Annotated in this window: 16 protein-coding genes; 1 reads left to right on the forward strand and 15 read right to left on the reverse strand. The window is 55.0% G+C overall.

Going from position 1 to position 14,257, the window contains the following annotated elements:
* Positions 1–39: 39 nt before the first annotated feature.
* The 14 genes from ptsG to yceD all read right to left on the reverse strand — a co-directional run bounded on the left by ptsG (position 40) and on the right by yceD (position 12,248).
* Positions 40–1,476, reverse strand: coding sequence for a PTS glucose transporter subunit IIBC (ptsG, locus tag HFD95_RS03285; protein WP_010669858.1), 1,437 nt, complete (start codon positions 1,474–1,476; stop codon positions 40–42).
* Positions 1,477–1,765: 289 nt separating this feature from the next.
* Complete coding sequence (locus HFD95_RS03290) at positions 1,766–2,557, reverse strand: metal-dependent hydrolase (protein WP_022625864.1); 792 nt, start codon at positions 2,555–2,557, stop codon at positions 1,766–1,768.
* An 18-nt stretch (positions 2,558–2,575) separates the two neighbouring features.
* The gene (gene holB, locus HFD95_RS03295) at positions 2,576–3,565 is read right to left on the reverse strand and encodes a DNA polymerase III subunit delta' (protein WP_010669856.1); all 990 of its coding nucleotides are present in this window, start codon (positions 3,563–3,565) and stop codon (positions 2,576–2,578) included.
* Positions 3,565–4,197 carry a dTMP kinase gene (tmk, locus tag HFD95_RS03300; protein WP_045140511.1) on the reverse strand — a complete coding sequence of 211 codons (633 nt, stop codon included), beginning with the start codon at positions 4,195–4,197 and terminating at the stop codon, positions 3,565–3,567. The genes holB and tmk overlap by 1 nt, the downstream gene beginning before the upstream one ends.
* Complete coding sequence (gene yceG / locus HFD95_RS03305) at positions 4,187–5,206, reverse strand: cell division protein YceG (RefSeq protein ID WP_010246324.1); 1,020 nt, start codon at positions 5,204–5,206, stop codon at positions 4,187–4,189. The genes tmk and yceG overlap by 11 nt, the downstream gene beginning before the upstream one ends.
* Positions 5,203–6,018: an aminodeoxychorismate lyase gene (gene pabC / locus HFD95_RS03310; protein ID WP_167429822.1), complete on the reverse strand. Its 816-nt coding sequence runs from the start codon at positions 6,016–6,018 to the stop codon at positions 5,203–5,205. The genes yceG and pabC overlap by 4 nt, the downstream gene beginning before the upstream one ends.
* A 91-nt stretch (positions 6,019–6,109) precedes the next feature.
* Entirely contained in the window at positions 6,110–7,351 is a 1,242-nt protein-coding gene (gene fabF, locus HFD95_RS03315; RefSeq protein WP_022625869.1) for a beta-ketoacyl-ACP synthase II, read from the reverse strand.
* 85 nt (positions 7,352–7,436) lie between these two features.
* Entirely contained in the window at positions 7,437–7,673 is a 237-nt protein-coding gene (gene acpP / locus HFD95_RS03320; RefSeq protein WP_003849865.1) for an acyl carrier protein, read from the reverse strand.
* 154 nt (positions 7,674–7,827) lie between these two features.
* Positions 7,828–8,562, reverse strand: coding sequence for a 3-oxoacyl-ACP reductase FabG (fabG, locus tag HFD95_RS03325; RefSeq protein ID WP_010246337.1), 735 nt, complete (start codon positions 8,560–8,562; stop codon positions 7,828–7,830).
* Positions 8,563–8,572: 10 nt separating this feature from the next.
* Complete coding sequence (gene fabD, locus HFD95_RS03330; RefSeq protein ID WP_167429823.1) at positions 8,573–9,505, reverse strand: ACP S-malonyltransferase; 933 nt, start codon at positions 9,503–9,505, stop codon at positions 8,573–8,575.
* Between the two features lie 16 nt (positions 9,506–9,521).
* Entirely contained in the window at positions 9,522–10,475 is a 954-nt protein-coding gene (locus HFD95_RS03335) for a beta-ketoacyl-ACP synthase III (RefSeq protein ID WP_010246341.1), read from the reverse strand.
* A complete protein-coding gene (gene plsX / locus HFD95_RS03340) occupies positions 10,476–11,516 on the reverse strand; it encodes a phosphate acyltransferase PlsX (protein WP_022625870.1) in 1,041 nt (346 codons plus the stop codon). It abuts the gene before it with no gap.
* Between the two features lie 25 nt (positions 11,517–11,541).
* Positions 11,542–11,712, reverse strand: a complete 171-nt coding sequence (rpmF, locus tag HFD95_RS03345) for a 50S ribosomal protein L32 (protein WP_003849870.1) — start codon at positions 11,710–11,712, stop codon at positions 11,542–11,544.
* A gap of 14 nt (positions 11,713–11,726) precedes the next feature.
* Positions 11,727–12,248, reverse strand: coding sequence for a 23S rRNA accumulation protein YceD (gene yceD, locus HFD95_RS03350; protein WP_010246346.1), 522 nt, complete (start codon positions 12,246–12,248; stop codon positions 11,727–11,729).
* Between the two features lie 140 nt (positions 12,249–12,388).
* Here yceD and HFD95_RS03355 point away from each other — a divergent pair, with 140 nt between their 5' ends.
* On the forward strand, positions 12,389–12,976 hold the full coding sequence (locus HFD95_RS03355; RefSeq protein WP_033779422.1) for a nucleoside triphosphate pyrophosphatase: 588 nt from the start codon (positions 12,389–12,391) through the stop codon (positions 12,974–12,976).
* An 11-nt stretch (positions 12,977–12,987) separates the two neighbouring features.
* On the opposite strand, the gene rluC is transcribed toward HFD95_RS03355, so the two are convergent.
* The gene (gene rluC / locus HFD95_RS03360) at positions 12,988–13,944 is read right to left on the reverse strand and encodes a 23S rRNA pseudouridine(955/2504/2580) synthase RluC (RefSeq protein ID WP_010669849.1); all 957 of its coding nucleotides are present in this window, start codon (positions 13,942–13,944) and stop codon (positions 12,988–12,990) included.
* Between the last annotated feature and the right edge of the window lie 313 nt (positions 13,945–14,257).

Consider the following 14,257-nt stretch of genomic DNA (forward strand, 5'->3'; position numbering starts at 1 on the left):
AAGCCCCGCTTAGCGGGGCTTTTTCATCGCTGTAAATCATTACATGCTGCGGATGTAATCATCCATATCGGTTTTCAGGTTATCGGATTTAGTCCCGAAAATCGCCTGCACACCGGAACCGGCAACCACCACGCCACGGGCGCCGAGGTTTTTCAGTTCAGTCTGATCCACTTTCGCCACATCGGCGACGCTGACACGTAAACGGGTGATACAGGCATCCAGGTTGGTGATGTTCTCTTTACCACCAAACGCCGCCACCAGTTTGCCCGCCATCTCTGTACCGGTTGCGGTAGATTGCTCGCTGCTGCTGCTCTCTTCACGGCCAGGTGTTTTCAGATCCAGCTTCGCGATCAGTACACGGAATATGGTGTAGTAAACCAGACCATAGATGATACCAACAATCGGGAACAGCCAGATTTTACTGCTGTTGCCGCTCAGGACGATAAAGTCGATCAGACCGTGAGAGAAGCTGGTGCCATCACGCATCCCAAGCAGGATACAGATTGGGAATGCCAGACCCGCCAGCAGCGCATGGATCACATACAGGATTGGTGCCACGAACATGAATGAGAATTCAATCGGTTCGGTGATACCGGTCAGGAATGCGGTCAGCGCGGCGGAGATCATGATACCGCCCACTTTGGCGCGATTTTCAGGCTTCGCTGAATGCCAGATAGCAATCGCTGCCGCTGGCAGACCGTACATTTTGAACAGGAAGCCGCCAGAGAGTTTACCTGCGGTCGGGTCACCCGCCATATAGCGCGGGATATCACCGTGGAACACCTGACCTGCCGCATTGGTGTATTCACCGATCTGCATCTGGAAAGGAACGTTCCAGATGTGATGCAGACCAAATGGCACCAACGCACGTTCAATTACGCCATAAATACCAAAGGCGACAACCGGGTTTTGATAGGCAGCCCACTGCGAGAACTCCTGAATCGCGGAACCTATCGGTGGCCAGATAAAGGAGAGCAGCACGCCGAGAATGATAGCTGCCAGACCGGAAATAATCGGCACAAAACGCTTACCGGCAAAGAAGCCCAGATATTCTGGCAGCTTGATGCGGTAGAAGCGATTAAACATGTAAGCGGCGATGGAACCGGCGATAATACCGCCCAGCACGCCGGTGTCGGCGAGGTGTTTAGCCTCGATCTCCGCCGCAGGCAGATGCAGCACCAGCGGGGCAACCACCGCCATGGTTTTCACCATGATGCCATAGGCAACAACCGCTGCCAGCGCCGAAACGCCGTCATTATTGGTAAAGCCCAGCGCCACACCGATAGCGAAAATCAGCGGCATGTTGGCGAACACCGATCCACCCGCTTCTGCCATCACATGCGAAACCACTGCAGGTAACCAGCTGAAATTGGCTGAACCGACTCCTAATAAAATACCGGCAATCGGCAGAACCGATACCGGCAGCATCAGCGATTTACCGACCTTTTGAAGGTTGGCAAAAGCATTTTTGAACATAGCGTGAAGCTCCTGAGTAAGAGTGCATATTTGCGCAGTGCGCGTGGCAAAGAGGGAGGATTCTTTGCCGGGCTGGCGGTGACCGCCTTTTGATTTATTACGAAGGGTAAAATAATTCCCGATTTGTTACTTTGACGGGTATCACGTTTCGACAATCACAAGGGCGCACTTTACGAAATTTCTTACTGATCCGCACCAGTAATCAGCGATAAAAAGCTGACCCTGTCTGAAAAAACAGGGTCATATACGCAGGTTACAGATTAATTACAGAGGCTGAAATAATAGCTGATCAGGCGCCCAGCTGGCTCATCGGGATATGAAACAGCGTTGAGAAGTTTTGGGTGGTGGTGGCTGCCAGCGTTTCTAAATCCACCCCTTTCAGGACAGCCAGATATTCGGCAACATCGCGCGTATAAGCGGGCTGATTCTCTTTACCACGGAAAGGCACCGGGGCCAGATAAGGCGAATCCGTTTCCACCAGCATCCGATCCAGCGGCACATAGCGTGCGGCTTCACGTAACTGCTCGGCATTGCGGAATGTGACGATGCCGGAAAAAGAGATGTAGAAGCCCATATCCAGCAGTTTTGCTGCGGTGGGCTGATCCTCAGTGAAGCAGTGCAGCACGCCGCCGCAACGTTCAACCTGCTCTTCACGCAGAATCGCCAGCGTATCTTCGCGGGCATCACGGGTGTGAACAATGATCGGTTTGTTCAGCGCAATACCGGTACGGATATGTTCCCGGAACGAGCGCTGCTGCTGATCTTTTGTTTCTGGCTGATAGTGATAATCCAGCCCGGTTTCCCCCAGAGCCACCACCTGAGGATCGGCAGAGAGCCGACGAAACTCCTCAACATCATAGGCCTCTTCCTGATTCAGCGGATGCACACCGCAGGAGAGCGCTATATTTTTCCGTTCGCCGACCAGACTTTTAAGGGTATGAAAACCCGGCAGCGTGGTGGCGATTGCCAGCATAAATTTCACATCACGCGCCGCCGCTTTGGCGATCACATCATCCAGGTCACGATGGTTCTTTTCATAGTTCAGGCCATCAAGATGGCAATGGGAATCCACAATAAACATAATTACTCTCAGATAGGTTTAGCCGACAAGCGCGGGCTTCTGTTTGTCCGCCCAGCTCAGAAGCTGATCGGTCAGCAATAATTCGCGATTCACCGATGCCACATGCAGTAGCTGCTCGCGACAGCGCATCCAATCCTGGAGGCTGCTGTTGAGCGCGCTGGCAGAAAAGTATCCGGCCAGCAACTGCACCACATCCTGACGATCGATATTACTCAGCCACTGACCCGCATGTTGCTGCCACTTCATTGCATCCAGCAGCAAAGAGAGCAGCCAGCCGATACGCGCTGCCGCGTCGTCGGCGTTCAGCGCAGGCAGCAGTTGCAGGATGTCCTGCTGCAACGCAGCGGACAGCGCATCGCAGAGCTTCTGCCGGGCCTGCCACGGTCCGTTTTCCAGCAGGCTCAGCGCCGCACCGGGTGCACCTGCGCTCAGACGCAGAGCCGCCAGCAGCATCTGTTCGTCGTGCGCAGCGTGCTTCTTCAGCCAGAGCAGGCTTTGTCCTTCGTCCGGCGGCGTCAGATGCAGCGCCATGCAGCGGCTGCGCAGCGTGGCCAGAAGGCGCGAGGGATCGCGGCTGCTGAGGAAGAACCAGCTGTTGGCTGGCGGCTCTTCCAGCGTTTTCAGCAAGGCGTTGGCCGCCGCTTCCGAAAGCTGCGCGGCATCCGGCAGCCAGACCACTTTCGCGCCGCCCTGCTGACCAAAGTGGTACATTTTTTCCGTTACCTGCCGCACCGCGTCGATGCCCAGGGTACTTTTGCCCTTCTCCGCCTCAAGCCGATACCAGTCAGGATGGGTATTGGCCTGCATCAGTTGGCAACCGTGACACTGCCCGCAACTTTTCAGGCCATCCCGCTGCTGGCACATCAGCCAGCGGCTCATCCCCCAGACCAGCGCCTCATCGCCCATACCTGCCATCGCCTGGATCAACAACGCATGGTGAGCGCGATTCTCCTGATGCTGGCCAATTACCTGGCGATAAGGCTGATTCAGCCACGGGTACCAGTTCATCACGCCTGCTCCGCCAGCCAGCCATCCAGCGCCGACTGAAGTGACGCTGTCACATCACCCAGTGATTGTGTAGCATCGATGGTGATGATGGTGGGGTCCTCCGCTGCCAGCGCCAGATAGCGGGCGCGGGTGCGTTCAAAGAAACGCAATGACTCCTGCTCAATGCGATCCAGCTCACCGCGCGCACGGGCGCGCTGCAGACCGATGTCGGGTGTCACATCAAGATAGAGCGTGAGATCGGGGCGGAAATCGCCTAACACGGCATCGCGCAGCGTCTGCATCAGACCGGCGTCAAGTCCACGTCCGCCCCCCTGATAAGCCTGAGAAGAGAGATCATGGCGGTCGCCGATCACCCAGGCACCGCGCGCCAGCGCCGGTTTAATGACCGTTTCCACCAGCTGAACCCGCGCCGCATAGAGCATCAGCAGTTCCGCTTTATCTGTAACCTGCTCGCCCTCAATACCCTGCTTAACCAGCATCCGCAGCTGTTCTGCCAGCGGCGTTCCGCCAGGCTCACGGGTAAAGACCAGATCGTGAATGCCCCGGGCACGCAGCGTGGCGACGATGGCATCACGCGCGGTGGTTTTACCGGCGCCTTCCAGGCCTTCAATGACGATAAACTTACTGTTCATTTTTTTCCTTTAGCGTCTGCCGGTAAACCTGCACCGCCTTGTTATGGCTGGCAAGATTAGTCGTAAAGGTATGGCCGCCCTTGCCGTCCGCAACAAAGTAGAGATAGTTGGTTTTCTCGGGATGGGCCGCTGCCTGCAGAGAGGCTTTACCCGGCATGGCGATCGGACCCGGCGGCAGACCGTTAATGATATAGGTATTGTAAGCGCTGGCCGTCTCAAGATCTTTGCGGGTCAGCGTCCCGTTATAGCTGTCGCCCATGCCATAGATGACGGTGGGATCGGTCTGTAACCGCATACCGGTGCGCAGGCGATTGATAAACACCGAGGCTACGCGCGCGCGCTCTTCGCTGACGCCGGTCTCTTTCTCAATGATTGAGGCCATGGTCACCAGATCCTGTGGGGTTTTATAGGGCAGATTATCCGCCCGTCCCTGCCACACCTCAGCAATGGTTTTTTTCATCCGCTCATGAGCGCGCTGCAGCAGCGCCATATCGGTGGTATTAGCCGTGTAGAGCCAGGTATCCGGGAAGAAGTTGCCCTCCAGCTGCTCAGGCTCCACTTTTAGTGCGCTGGCAAGGGTGGCGAACTGATCATCTTTCAGGGTATGCCGGATATAAGGCGCTTTGCGCAGCTCACTCAGCCACTCTTTCAGCCGCTGGCCTTCCACGAACCGCACCGGGAACTGCGCCTCTTTACCGCTGGCCAGCAGCTGTAACAGCGAACGCACCGTCATGGTCGGCTCAAGGCGATAGGTACCCGCCTTGAAGGTCGCCAGTTCAGGTTCCAGACGCAGCAGCGCGCCAAACCAGATACTGTGCGGAATAATCTTCTGCTCTTCCAGCTGCGCTTCAAGTGCGACCCGGCCCGTGCCGGCAGGCAGCGTGTAGATCGTTTCCTGCTGCAGGGTTAACGGGGTAGCCGCAAACCGCTTAACCTGCCAGTAACTCAGCACAGCCGCGAGACCCACGATCGCCAGCAGGCTGACGACGATTTTTTTGCTTCGAATCATGATGCATCCATTATCTTTTCACAGCTTGCGCGCAACTGATTAAACAGCGAGCGCTCAGTAAACTCTACCGCTTCTATCTGTCGGACCGGCAGGACCGGCATCAGCGCGTTACATATCACCACTTCATCGGCGGCCAGCAACTGCGCCGGTTCGCTTTTTATTACCTGGCAAGCCTCGCCTTCGGCGGCAAGTTGCGCCATCAGACTCCGCCGCATAATGCCATCCACACCCGACGCTGACAGATCAGGCGTGAAAATTTGCGAGCCCTGACGCCAGAATAAATTGGCCGCACAGCATTCCACCACCCAACCTTCAGTGTCAAGCACCAGCGCCTCGTCGGCGTCTGTCTGGTCAAGATGAGCTCTGATCATCACCTGCTCCAGACGATTAAGGTGCTTGATACCGGCAAACTGTGGGTTTCGTGCCAGACGGACCGGGCTGAGCCTGAGTGACGCGCCACGCTGCTGTATATCGGCGTAATGTTGCGGCCAGGGCGCCAGCGAGACGATCCGCGTGGGTTCACCACAGCCGCGCCGGCTGTAGCCCCGTCCGCCGCTGCCGGCGCTGATAATCACTTTCAGCACCGCCTGGGTTTGTTGCTGCGCGGCCTGTCGCATTTCAGTCTCAAGCTGAAGCCAGTCGACGCCATCAATCCATAACCGCTCACAGCCCTCTTTGAGGCGCTGAATGTGGCTCTCCAGCAGCACGATTTTACCCTGACGCACCGCGGCGGTAGTAAAACAGCCATCCCCAAACTGCAGGCCGCGGTCGCTGGCGGCCAGCATCGATTGTTTTAACCCGTTAATCCACATGGTTCTCTCCTGAGCGTGACTCGTGATTTCAGCGCATTCTGCAGGATAAAAAAAGGCCCGCATCGCGGGCCTTTTTAGCAATCAACAACGATTACACTTTACGGAAGATCAACGAACCGTTGGTTCCGCCGAAACCAAAGGAGTTACACAGGGTGTACTCCAGACCGGGAACCTGACGCGCGGTGTGGGGCACGAAGTCGAGATCGCAGCCCTCATCCGGATTGTCGAGGTTAATGGTCGGTGGAACGGCCTGGTCGCGCAGCGCCAGAATCGAATAGATCGATTCAACCGCGCCTGCCGCACCCAGTAAGTGTCCGGTCATTGATTTGGTCGAGCTTACCATCACGCTGCTGGCTGCTGCCCCAAAGACCGATTTCACCGCCCGCGCTTCCGCTTTATCACCCGCTGGCGTGGAGGTGCCGTGCGCGTTGACATAGCCGATCTGCTCTGGCGTAAGCTGAGCATCGCGCAATGCGTTGATCATTGCCGCGGCGGCGCCTGATCCATCTTCTGGTGGTGAAGTCATGTGGTAGGCATCGCTGCTCATACCAAAACCTACGATTTCCGCGTAGATTTTCGCACCACGTTTCTTCGCATGTTCATACTCTTCGAGTACCACAATGCCAGCGCCGTCACCCAGCACAAAACCGTCACGATCTTTATCCCACGGGCGGCTGGCCGCTTGCGGGTTTTCATTACGGGTTGAGAGAGCACGTGCTGCACCAAAGCCACCGACGCCTAATGGCGTACTGGCTTTCTCTGTGCCACCCGCCAGCATCACATCAGCATCGTTATAGGCGATGATGCGTGCGGCATGACCGATGTTATGCACACCAGAGGTACAGGCTGTCGCGATAGAGATGCTTGGACCTTTCAGGCCATACATGATGCTGAGATGACCCGCCACCATGTTAACGATGGTTGAAGGCACAAAAAATGGGCTGATTTTGCGCGGGCCGCCGTTGACCAGTGAAGTATGATTCTCTTCAATCAGACCTAAACCACCGATGCCGGAGCCAATTGCTGCGCCCATACGGCTTGCATTTTCGTCGGTAACAACCAGACCACTGTCCTGCATGGCCTGCATACCGGCCACAATGCCGTACTGGATGAAGGCATCCATCTTGCGCTGATCTTTGCGCGAGATGTAGTCATCACAATTAAAATCTCTTACCAGACCTGCAAAACGTGTTGCATAAGCACTGGTATCAAAATGGTCGATCAGGGTAATGCCGCTCTGACCGGCAAGGAGAGCACTCCAGGTAGACTCTACGGTATTGCCGACAGGAGACAACATGCCAAGACCAGTCACAACTACACGACGCTTAGACACGTTCGTCCTCCAGGGAGGGGAAATAGGGAACTATGTGGGACAAACAAAAAAATCAGGCGGTCGAGCGACCGCCTGAAGATATTCATTAGCCTTTATGGCTATTGATATAGTCGATCGCTGCCTGAACGGTAGTGATTTTCTCAGCTTCTTCGTCTGGAATCTCAGTATCAAACTCTTCTTCCAGAGCCATCACCAGCTCAACGGTATCAAGAGAATCGGCACCCAGGTCTTCTACGAAAGATGCAGAGTTGGTGACTTCTTCCTCTTTCACACCCAGCTGCTCACTGATGATTTTCTTAACGCGTTGTTCGATATCGCTCATACTATTTAATTTCCTATCAAAACTCGCTTTCGCGATGGTTTTCGTAGTGTATAAAATGGTGAAAAAGATGCAACAAAATCCCGGCTGGTCGAACCACGATTTTGCGTTATTTTGCGGTTCTAACCGCAAATAAAGCAAATCATTTCGTGATTTATCAGACCATGTACATTCCGCCATTGACGTGCAGCGTTTCACCTGTGATGTAGGCTGCTTCGTCAGAGGCTAAAAATGCCACAGCATTGGCGATTTCCTGAGCATCGCCTAAGCGACCCGCAGGAACTTCCGCCAAAATACCGGAACGTTGATCTTCGTTCAGTGCCCGCGTCATGTCAGTCTCAATAAAGCCTGGAGCCACGACGTTGACGGTAATGCCACGTGACGCGATTTCGCGCGCCAGTGATTTGCTAAAGCCAATCAAACCCGCTTTTGCTGCCGCATAGTTTGCCTGGCCCGCATTACCCATAGTTCCAACAACGGAACCAATGGTGATGATACGGCCCACGCGCTTTTTCATCATGGCACGCAGGACCGCCTTGGAAAGGCGGAATACCGATGTGAGGTTGGTATCCAGGATATCCTCCCACTCATCGTCCTTCATGCGCATGAGAAGATTATCACGCGTAATGCCTGCATTATTGACTAAAATATCCACTTCGCCAAATTCAGCACGAATATTCTCTAAAACAGTGCTGATTGAGTCAGCGTCAGTCACATTCAGTAACAGGCCTTTGCCCTTGTCGCCAAGGTAAGCACTGATGGCGTCGGCGCCACTCTGGCTGGTTGCAGTTCCTACCACTTTAGCACCGCGTGCCGCCAGTGTTTCTGCAATCGCACGACCAATGCCGCGACTCGCGCCGGTAACCAGCGCAACTTTACCTTCAAAGCTCATGATTTTCCTCTTATTCCTTACCGAGTGCAGCCGTCAGGGATGCAGTATCGTTAACGGCAGCCGCTGTCAGGCTATCGACAATACGTTTCGTCAGTCCGGTCAGGACTTTACCTGGCCCCATCTCCAGGAGCTGCGTCACGCCCTTTGCTGCCATCGCTTCCACGCTCTCGGTCCAGCGAACCGGGCTGTAGAGCTGACGGACCAGCGCATGGCGGATGGCCGCAGCATCGGTTTCAGCTTTCACATCGACGTTGTTGATCACCGGTACCGCAGGCGCGTTAAAGGTGATGCTCTCCAGCGCCACCGCCAGTTTATCGGCCGCAGGCTTCATCAGTGCGCAGTGAGAAGGAACGCTGACCGGCAGTGGCAAGGCACGCTTAGCGCCCGCTGCTTTACAGGCGGCACCCGCACGTTCAACGGCTTCTTTGTTACCCGCAATAACCACCTGGCCCGGCGAGTTAAAGTTAACCGGTGAGACAACCTGACCCTGCGCGCTCTCTTCACAGGCTTTGCGGATAGCCGCGTCATCCAGGCCAATAATCGCCTGCATCGCGCCAGTGCCTTCAGGCACCGCTTCCTGCATCAGTTTGCCGCGCAGTTCAACCAGCTTCACTGCATCCGCAAAGTTAAGCACACCCGCGCAAACCAGCGCTGAATATTCACCCAGGCTGTGACCGGCCATCAGGGCTGGCTGTTCACCGCCCTGCTGCTGCCAGACACGGTAGATTGCCACGGAGGCGGCTAACAGTGCAGGCTGAGTCTGCCAGGTTTTGTTCAGCTCTTCAGCCGGACCCTGACTTACTAATTGCCACAGATCATATCCCAGCGCGTCAGAGGCTTCACGGAAGGTCTCTTCTACCAGCGGATACGTTGCCGCTAATTCAGTCAGCATGCCCACGGTCTGTGAACCCTGACCGGGGAAAACAAATGCAAATTGCGTCATTTTTCGTTCCTGTCAATCAAAAGCGAACCAGCGCAGAACCCCAGGTGAATCCACCACCAAAGGCTTCCAGCAGAATAAGGTGTCCGGGTTTGATGCGGCCATCACGGACCGCTTCATCCAGTGCGCTTGGCACCGATGCGGCAGAGGTATTGCCATGACGATCCAGTGTGACGACCACTTTATCCATGGTCATGCCGAGTTTTTTCGCGGTGGCGCTGATAATGCGCAGGTTCGCCTGATGCGGCACCAGCCAGTCCAGCATTTCACGATCGAGATTATTGGCCTGCAGCGTTTCATCAACGATGTGAGCCAGCTCGGTGACGGCAACCTTGAAGACTTCGTTGCCTGACATGGTGACATAAGCGGGCTGATCCTGATGCGCACGATCCTGATAAGGCAGCGTCAGCAGCTGTGAATAGCGACCATCAGCATGAAGATGGGTAGAGATGATCCCCTGCTCTTCGCTCTGACCCAGCACGACCGCGCCAGCACCATCGCCAAACAGGATGATCGTGCCGCGATCTTCCGGATCAAGTGCGCGTGCCAGGACATCAGCACCAATCACCAGAGCATGTTTCACTGCGCCATTTTTAATGTATTGATCGGCCACGCTCAGTGCATAGGTGAAACCTGCACAGGCGGCAGCGAGGTCAAACGCCGCGCAGTCTTTGATTTCCAGCATTTGCTGGATCATGCAGGCAGAGCTGGGGAAGGCATGGCTGGAAGAGGTTGTGGCGACAATAATCAGCCCAACATCGTTCGCTTCAATGCCTGCCATTTCAAGGGCGCGTTGCGCCGCACTGAATCCCATGGTGGCGACGGTTTCGTCAGGCGCAGCAATACGGCGCTCGCGGATGCCGGTACGGGTAACAATCCACTCGTCCGACGTCTCCACCATTTTTTCCAGATCGGCATTGGTGCGGATCTGGCTTGGCAGATAACTGCCCGTACCGATAATTTTGGTATACATCTAGGCTTTGTCACTCCTGGCTAATACAGCATCAAGGCGCGCAGCAATTCGCTCGGGAATTTGCTGCCTCACCGCCTGCTCTGCCTGTTCTATCGCCACAGCGAAGGCGTGTTGATTTGCCGCACCGTGACTCTTGATCACTGTTCCGCGCAATCCTAACAGACAAGCGCCATTGTACTGGTCAGGGTGGAGATGCCCGAAGCGCTTCGTCAGACGTTTCTGAATCCAGCGTCCCAGCAACTGAAGCCACCATGACCGTTTTTTACCTTCCCCTGATGACTTCAGCAGAGAAAGAAACATTCTTACCACGCCTTCCATAGTCTTCAGCGTGACGTTTCCGACAAAACCGTCACAGACCATCACATCCGTTTTACCGGTGAGCAGTTCGTTACCTTCAAGGTAACCAATATAGTTGATTTGCGGTGATTCTCGCAGCACTGCCGCGGCGTCGCGGATCGTTTCCAGCCCTTTGGTCTCTTCATGACCAATATTGAGCAACGCGACACGGGGCCGTGCAATACCAAGCACATGCTCAGCCATTACCGACCCCATTACAGCAAACTGCACCAGCATCGCACTGTCTGAGCCCACATTTGCGCCCAGATCCAGCACCACGGTTTTACCCTGTTGCTGGTGCGGTAAAACGGACATCAGCGCCGGACGTTTAATGCCATCCAGCGGTTTTAATAAGAGCGTCGACAGCCCCATTAGCGCACCGGTATTCCCGGCGCTGATGCAGGCCTGCGCACGTCCCTCTTTAACCATCTCCAGTGCCACACGCATTGAGCTGCCGCGACTGTTGCGGATGGCCTGAGCGGGCCGCGCATCACTTGCAATAACCGATTCGGCAGGGATGACCTGCAAACGCCCCATCAGGGAGGAATCCGCTTTGGCAAGCAATGGCATGAGGGTGTCGGGATGTCCGACCAGAAGAAGGAATAGTTCCGAATGAGAGGCCAGTGCCTGCAATGCTGCAGGCACTGTCACGCAGGGACCGAAGTCCCCGCCCATGGCATCAATCGCCAGGGTCAAACGTGTCAAGGTATCGCCTTGCTAAGCAAGAAACTTACTTAACGATAACCTTGCGACCGCGGTAGTAACCGTCCGCAGTGATGTGGTGACGCAGATGAGTTTCGCCAGAAACTTTATCTACTGACAGAGCAGCAGTGGTCAGCGCATCGTGCGAACGACGCATACCACGCTTAGAACGGGTGGGTTTATTCTGTTGTACGGCCATGGACCTTACTCCTATTACTTACGCTTTAAACTGGCTAATACGGCAAATGGATTTGGTTTCTCCACCTCTGCAGGCAGTTTACCAAAGACCATGTCCGCCTCGGACACTTCACAGTGTTCAGAATCGTGCACCGGAACGACCGGCAGCGCGAGAATAATTTCATCCTCGACAACCGCCAGCAGATCGATCTCACCAAACTCGTTGACATCGACCGGCTCGTACGCTTCCGGCAATGCCTCGGCCTGCTCTTCAGAAGAGACAGGGCTGAAGCAGTAACTCACTTTTACGTGATGAGGAAAGGTCTGGTTGCAGCGCTGGCAACGCAACGTCACTTGTACTTCAGCAGTACCCGTCAGTACTGCCAGACGTTGGTTATCAACCGCAAACGACATGGCACAATCCACATCACTGTCCACACTAACGACCGACTCGGCCACACGCTCCACCTGTACAGATGTGTAGACACCCTGATAATCAAGGCGCTTCTGAGCAGTGCGGACAGGGTCCAGCGTTAGGGGTAATTTTACCTTTTGCATAGGGCGCGCATATTAACTTTGTAATGTCATAGAGTCAAAGAAAAAGGCCGTTAAACAGCATCTTTCAACCACTATTCGCATCCAGTGCGGCGCACAGTTTAAAATGACTGTCACCAATTCGCTATCACTATTGAAAAAAAATGACGCCATCGATTCTTTTAGCTTCAACCTCGCCCTTTCGGCAGGCATTACTGCATAAACTGGGCCTGCCTTTTATTACCGCCGCGCCTGAGGTTGATGAGTCACCCCAGCCGGATGAAACCGCTGAAGCGCTGGTAACCCGTCTTGCCGTAGCTAAAGCGCAGGCACTGGCAAAAACGTATCCCAGACACTGGATAATCGGCTCCGACCAGGTTTGCGTGCTGGATGGCGCTATCGCCGGTAAGCCTCACACGGCTGAGAATGCGCGGGCGCAACTGCGTGTCGCCAGCGGAAAAGCCATTACCTTTTATACCGGTCTGGCGCTATTTCATCCGGTCAGTGGCACGCTGCTGCACTGCTGTGAGCCCTTTGTGGTTCATTTCCGCACGTTAACTGACGCTGAAATCAGCGGCTATGTGGAAAAGGAGCAGCCGCTTCAGTGTGCGGGCAGTTTTAAAAGTGAAGGTCTGGGGATTTGTCTGTTTGATCGGCTGGAGGGACGCGATCCCAATACGCTGGTCGGGCTGCCGTTGATCGCGCTCAATGAGATGTTGCAGCAGGCCGGCATCAATCCTTTAACGAACTGATGCCGGAGAGATTACGCTTTCCGCTGACGCAGCTTAAGCAGGCATTGCTTCAGGCCATCATCCAGTGGCGCCTCGACCCGCATCACTTCGCCGGTGCCGGGATGCGTAAAGGTCAGCGCCGCAGCATGCAGGAACAGGCGTTTTAAACCGGTTGCCGCCAGCTGACTGTCAAACTCACGTTCTCCGTAGCGATCGTCGAAGGCAATGGGATGCCCGGCATGCAGCGTATGGACGCGAATCTGATGGGTACGACCGGTGACCGGGCTCGCTTTCACAAGCGTGGCAAATTCGAACCGCTCTTCTACTTTAAAGCGGGTTTCCGAGGCTTTGCCTTCGCTGCTGACGCGCACCACGCGCTCACCGCTCTGCAGGATGTTTTTCAGCAGCGGCGCCTGAACCACCTTCAGGTGTGACGGCCAGTTGCCGCGCACCAGGGCCAGATAGTCTTTCTGCATCCCCTTTTCACGCAGTTGCTCATGAAGAGAACGCAGCGCCGAACGCTTTTTAGCGACCAGCAGAATGCCGGAGGTGTCACGATCCAGGCGATGCACCAGCTCCAGAAAGCGTGCTTCCGGTCGCAGGGCACGTAACCCTTCAATCACCCCGAAGCTGAGTCCGCTACCGCCATGCACGGCTGTGCCGGAAGGCTTGTTCATCACCAGCAGCGACTCATCCTCAAACAGGATGGCATCGGCCAGTGACGCCACTTTCGCCAGTTTGGGGGAAACGGCATCTTCATCGCGTTCCGCTACCCGAACCGGCGGAATGCGCACCTCATCGCCCTCCTCCAGCTTATATTCTGGCTTGACGCGCTTTTTATTCACCCGCACCTCGCCTTTACGAACGATGCGATAAATCATGCTTTTGGGCACACCCTTGAGCTGGGTGCGCAAAAAATTGTCAATGCGTTGTCCGGCATTTTCAGCCGTGATGGCGACAAAATGTACGCCGGGATTCTCTGTTTTCATGGCGGCGATTCTAAATAGTGTCCCCTGATAGCGCCACCCCTTTTTCTGTGCTTAACTCTGGAGTTGATGTGACGGCAGGTCGCCTCTCTGCTGGCTTTTTCAGCAAAGCGCTGTTTTGTCCGACACATTAGCGATTTAAATGTAAAGAAACTTCACAAGCTGGCTAAAGTCGCCTTGCTATATGAAGGTTAGCAATGGAATAATGCTTGAGTTTCTTACCTGAACCATTTCAGGGCAGAAAAAGAGCGAAATTGTCATTTTGCCGGATTGAGCAGACACGCAGCAATGGCGTAAGACGTAATGCGAAATCAGG

It is taken from the genome of Pantoea sp. EKM10T, from assembly GCF_011800685.1.
Lineage (GTDB): Bacteria > Pseudomonadota > Gammaproteobacteria > Enterobacterales > Enterobacteriaceae > Pantoea > Pantoea agglomerans.

Excerpts from the sequence above, each read along its gene's own strand:
- fabG (WP_010246337.1), bottom strand. The coding sequence starts at position 8,562 with ATGAGCTTTGAAGGTAAAGTTGCGCTGGTTACCGGCGCGAGTCGCGGC.
- yceG (WP_010246324.1), bottom strand. The coding sequence starts at position 5,206 with ATGATTCGAAGCAAAAAAATCGTCGTCAGCCTGCTGGCGATCGTGGGT.
- holB (WP_010669856.1), bottom strand. The coding sequence starts at position 3,565 with ATGAACTGGTACCCGTGGCTGAATCAGCCTTATCGCCAGGTAATTGGC.
- tmk (WP_045140511.1), bottom strand. The coding sequence starts at position 4,197 with ATGAACAGTAAGTTTATCGTCATTGAAGGCCTGGAAGGCGCCGGTAAA.
- rluC (WP_010669849.1), bottom strand. The coding sequence starts at position 13,944 with ATGAAAACAGAGAATCCCGGCGTACATTTTGTCGCCATCACGGCTGAA.
- fabD (WP_167429823.1), bottom strand. The coding sequence starts at position 9,505 with ATGACGCAATTTGCATTTGTTTTCCCCGGTCAGGGTTCACAGACCGTG.
- yceD (WP_010246346.1), bottom strand. The coding sequence starts at position 12,248 with ATGCAAAAGGTAAAATTACCCCTAACGCTGGACCCTGTCCGCACTGCT.
- pabC (WP_167429822.1), bottom strand. The coding sequence starts at position 6,018 with ATGTGGATTAACGGGTTAAAACAATCGATGCTGGCCGCCAGCGACCGC.
- rpmF (WP_003849870.1), bottom strand. The coding sequence starts at position 11,712 with ATGGCCGTACAACAGAATAAACCCACCCGTTCTAAGCGTGGTATGCGT.
- HFD95_RS03290 (WP_022625864.1), bottom strand. The coding sequence starts at position 2,557 with ATGTTTATTGTGGATTCCCATTGCCATCTTGATGGCCTGAACTATGAA.
- acpP (WP_003849865.1), bottom strand. The coding sequence starts at position 7,673 with ATGAGCGATATCGAACAACGCGTTAAGAAAATCATCAGTGAGCAGCTG.
- HFD95_RS03335 (WP_010246341.1), bottom strand. The coding sequence starts at position 10,475 with ATGTATACCAAAATTATCGGTACGGGCAGTTATCTGCCAAGCCAGATC.
- HFD95_RS03355 (WP_033779422.1), top strand. The coding sequence starts at position 12,389 with ATGACGCCATCGATTCTTTTAGCTTCAACCTCGCCCTTTCGGCAGGCA.
- ptsG (WP_010669858.1), bottom strand. The coding sequence starts at position 1,476 with ATGTTCAAAAATGCTTTTGCCAACCTTCAAAAGGTCGGTAAATCGCTG.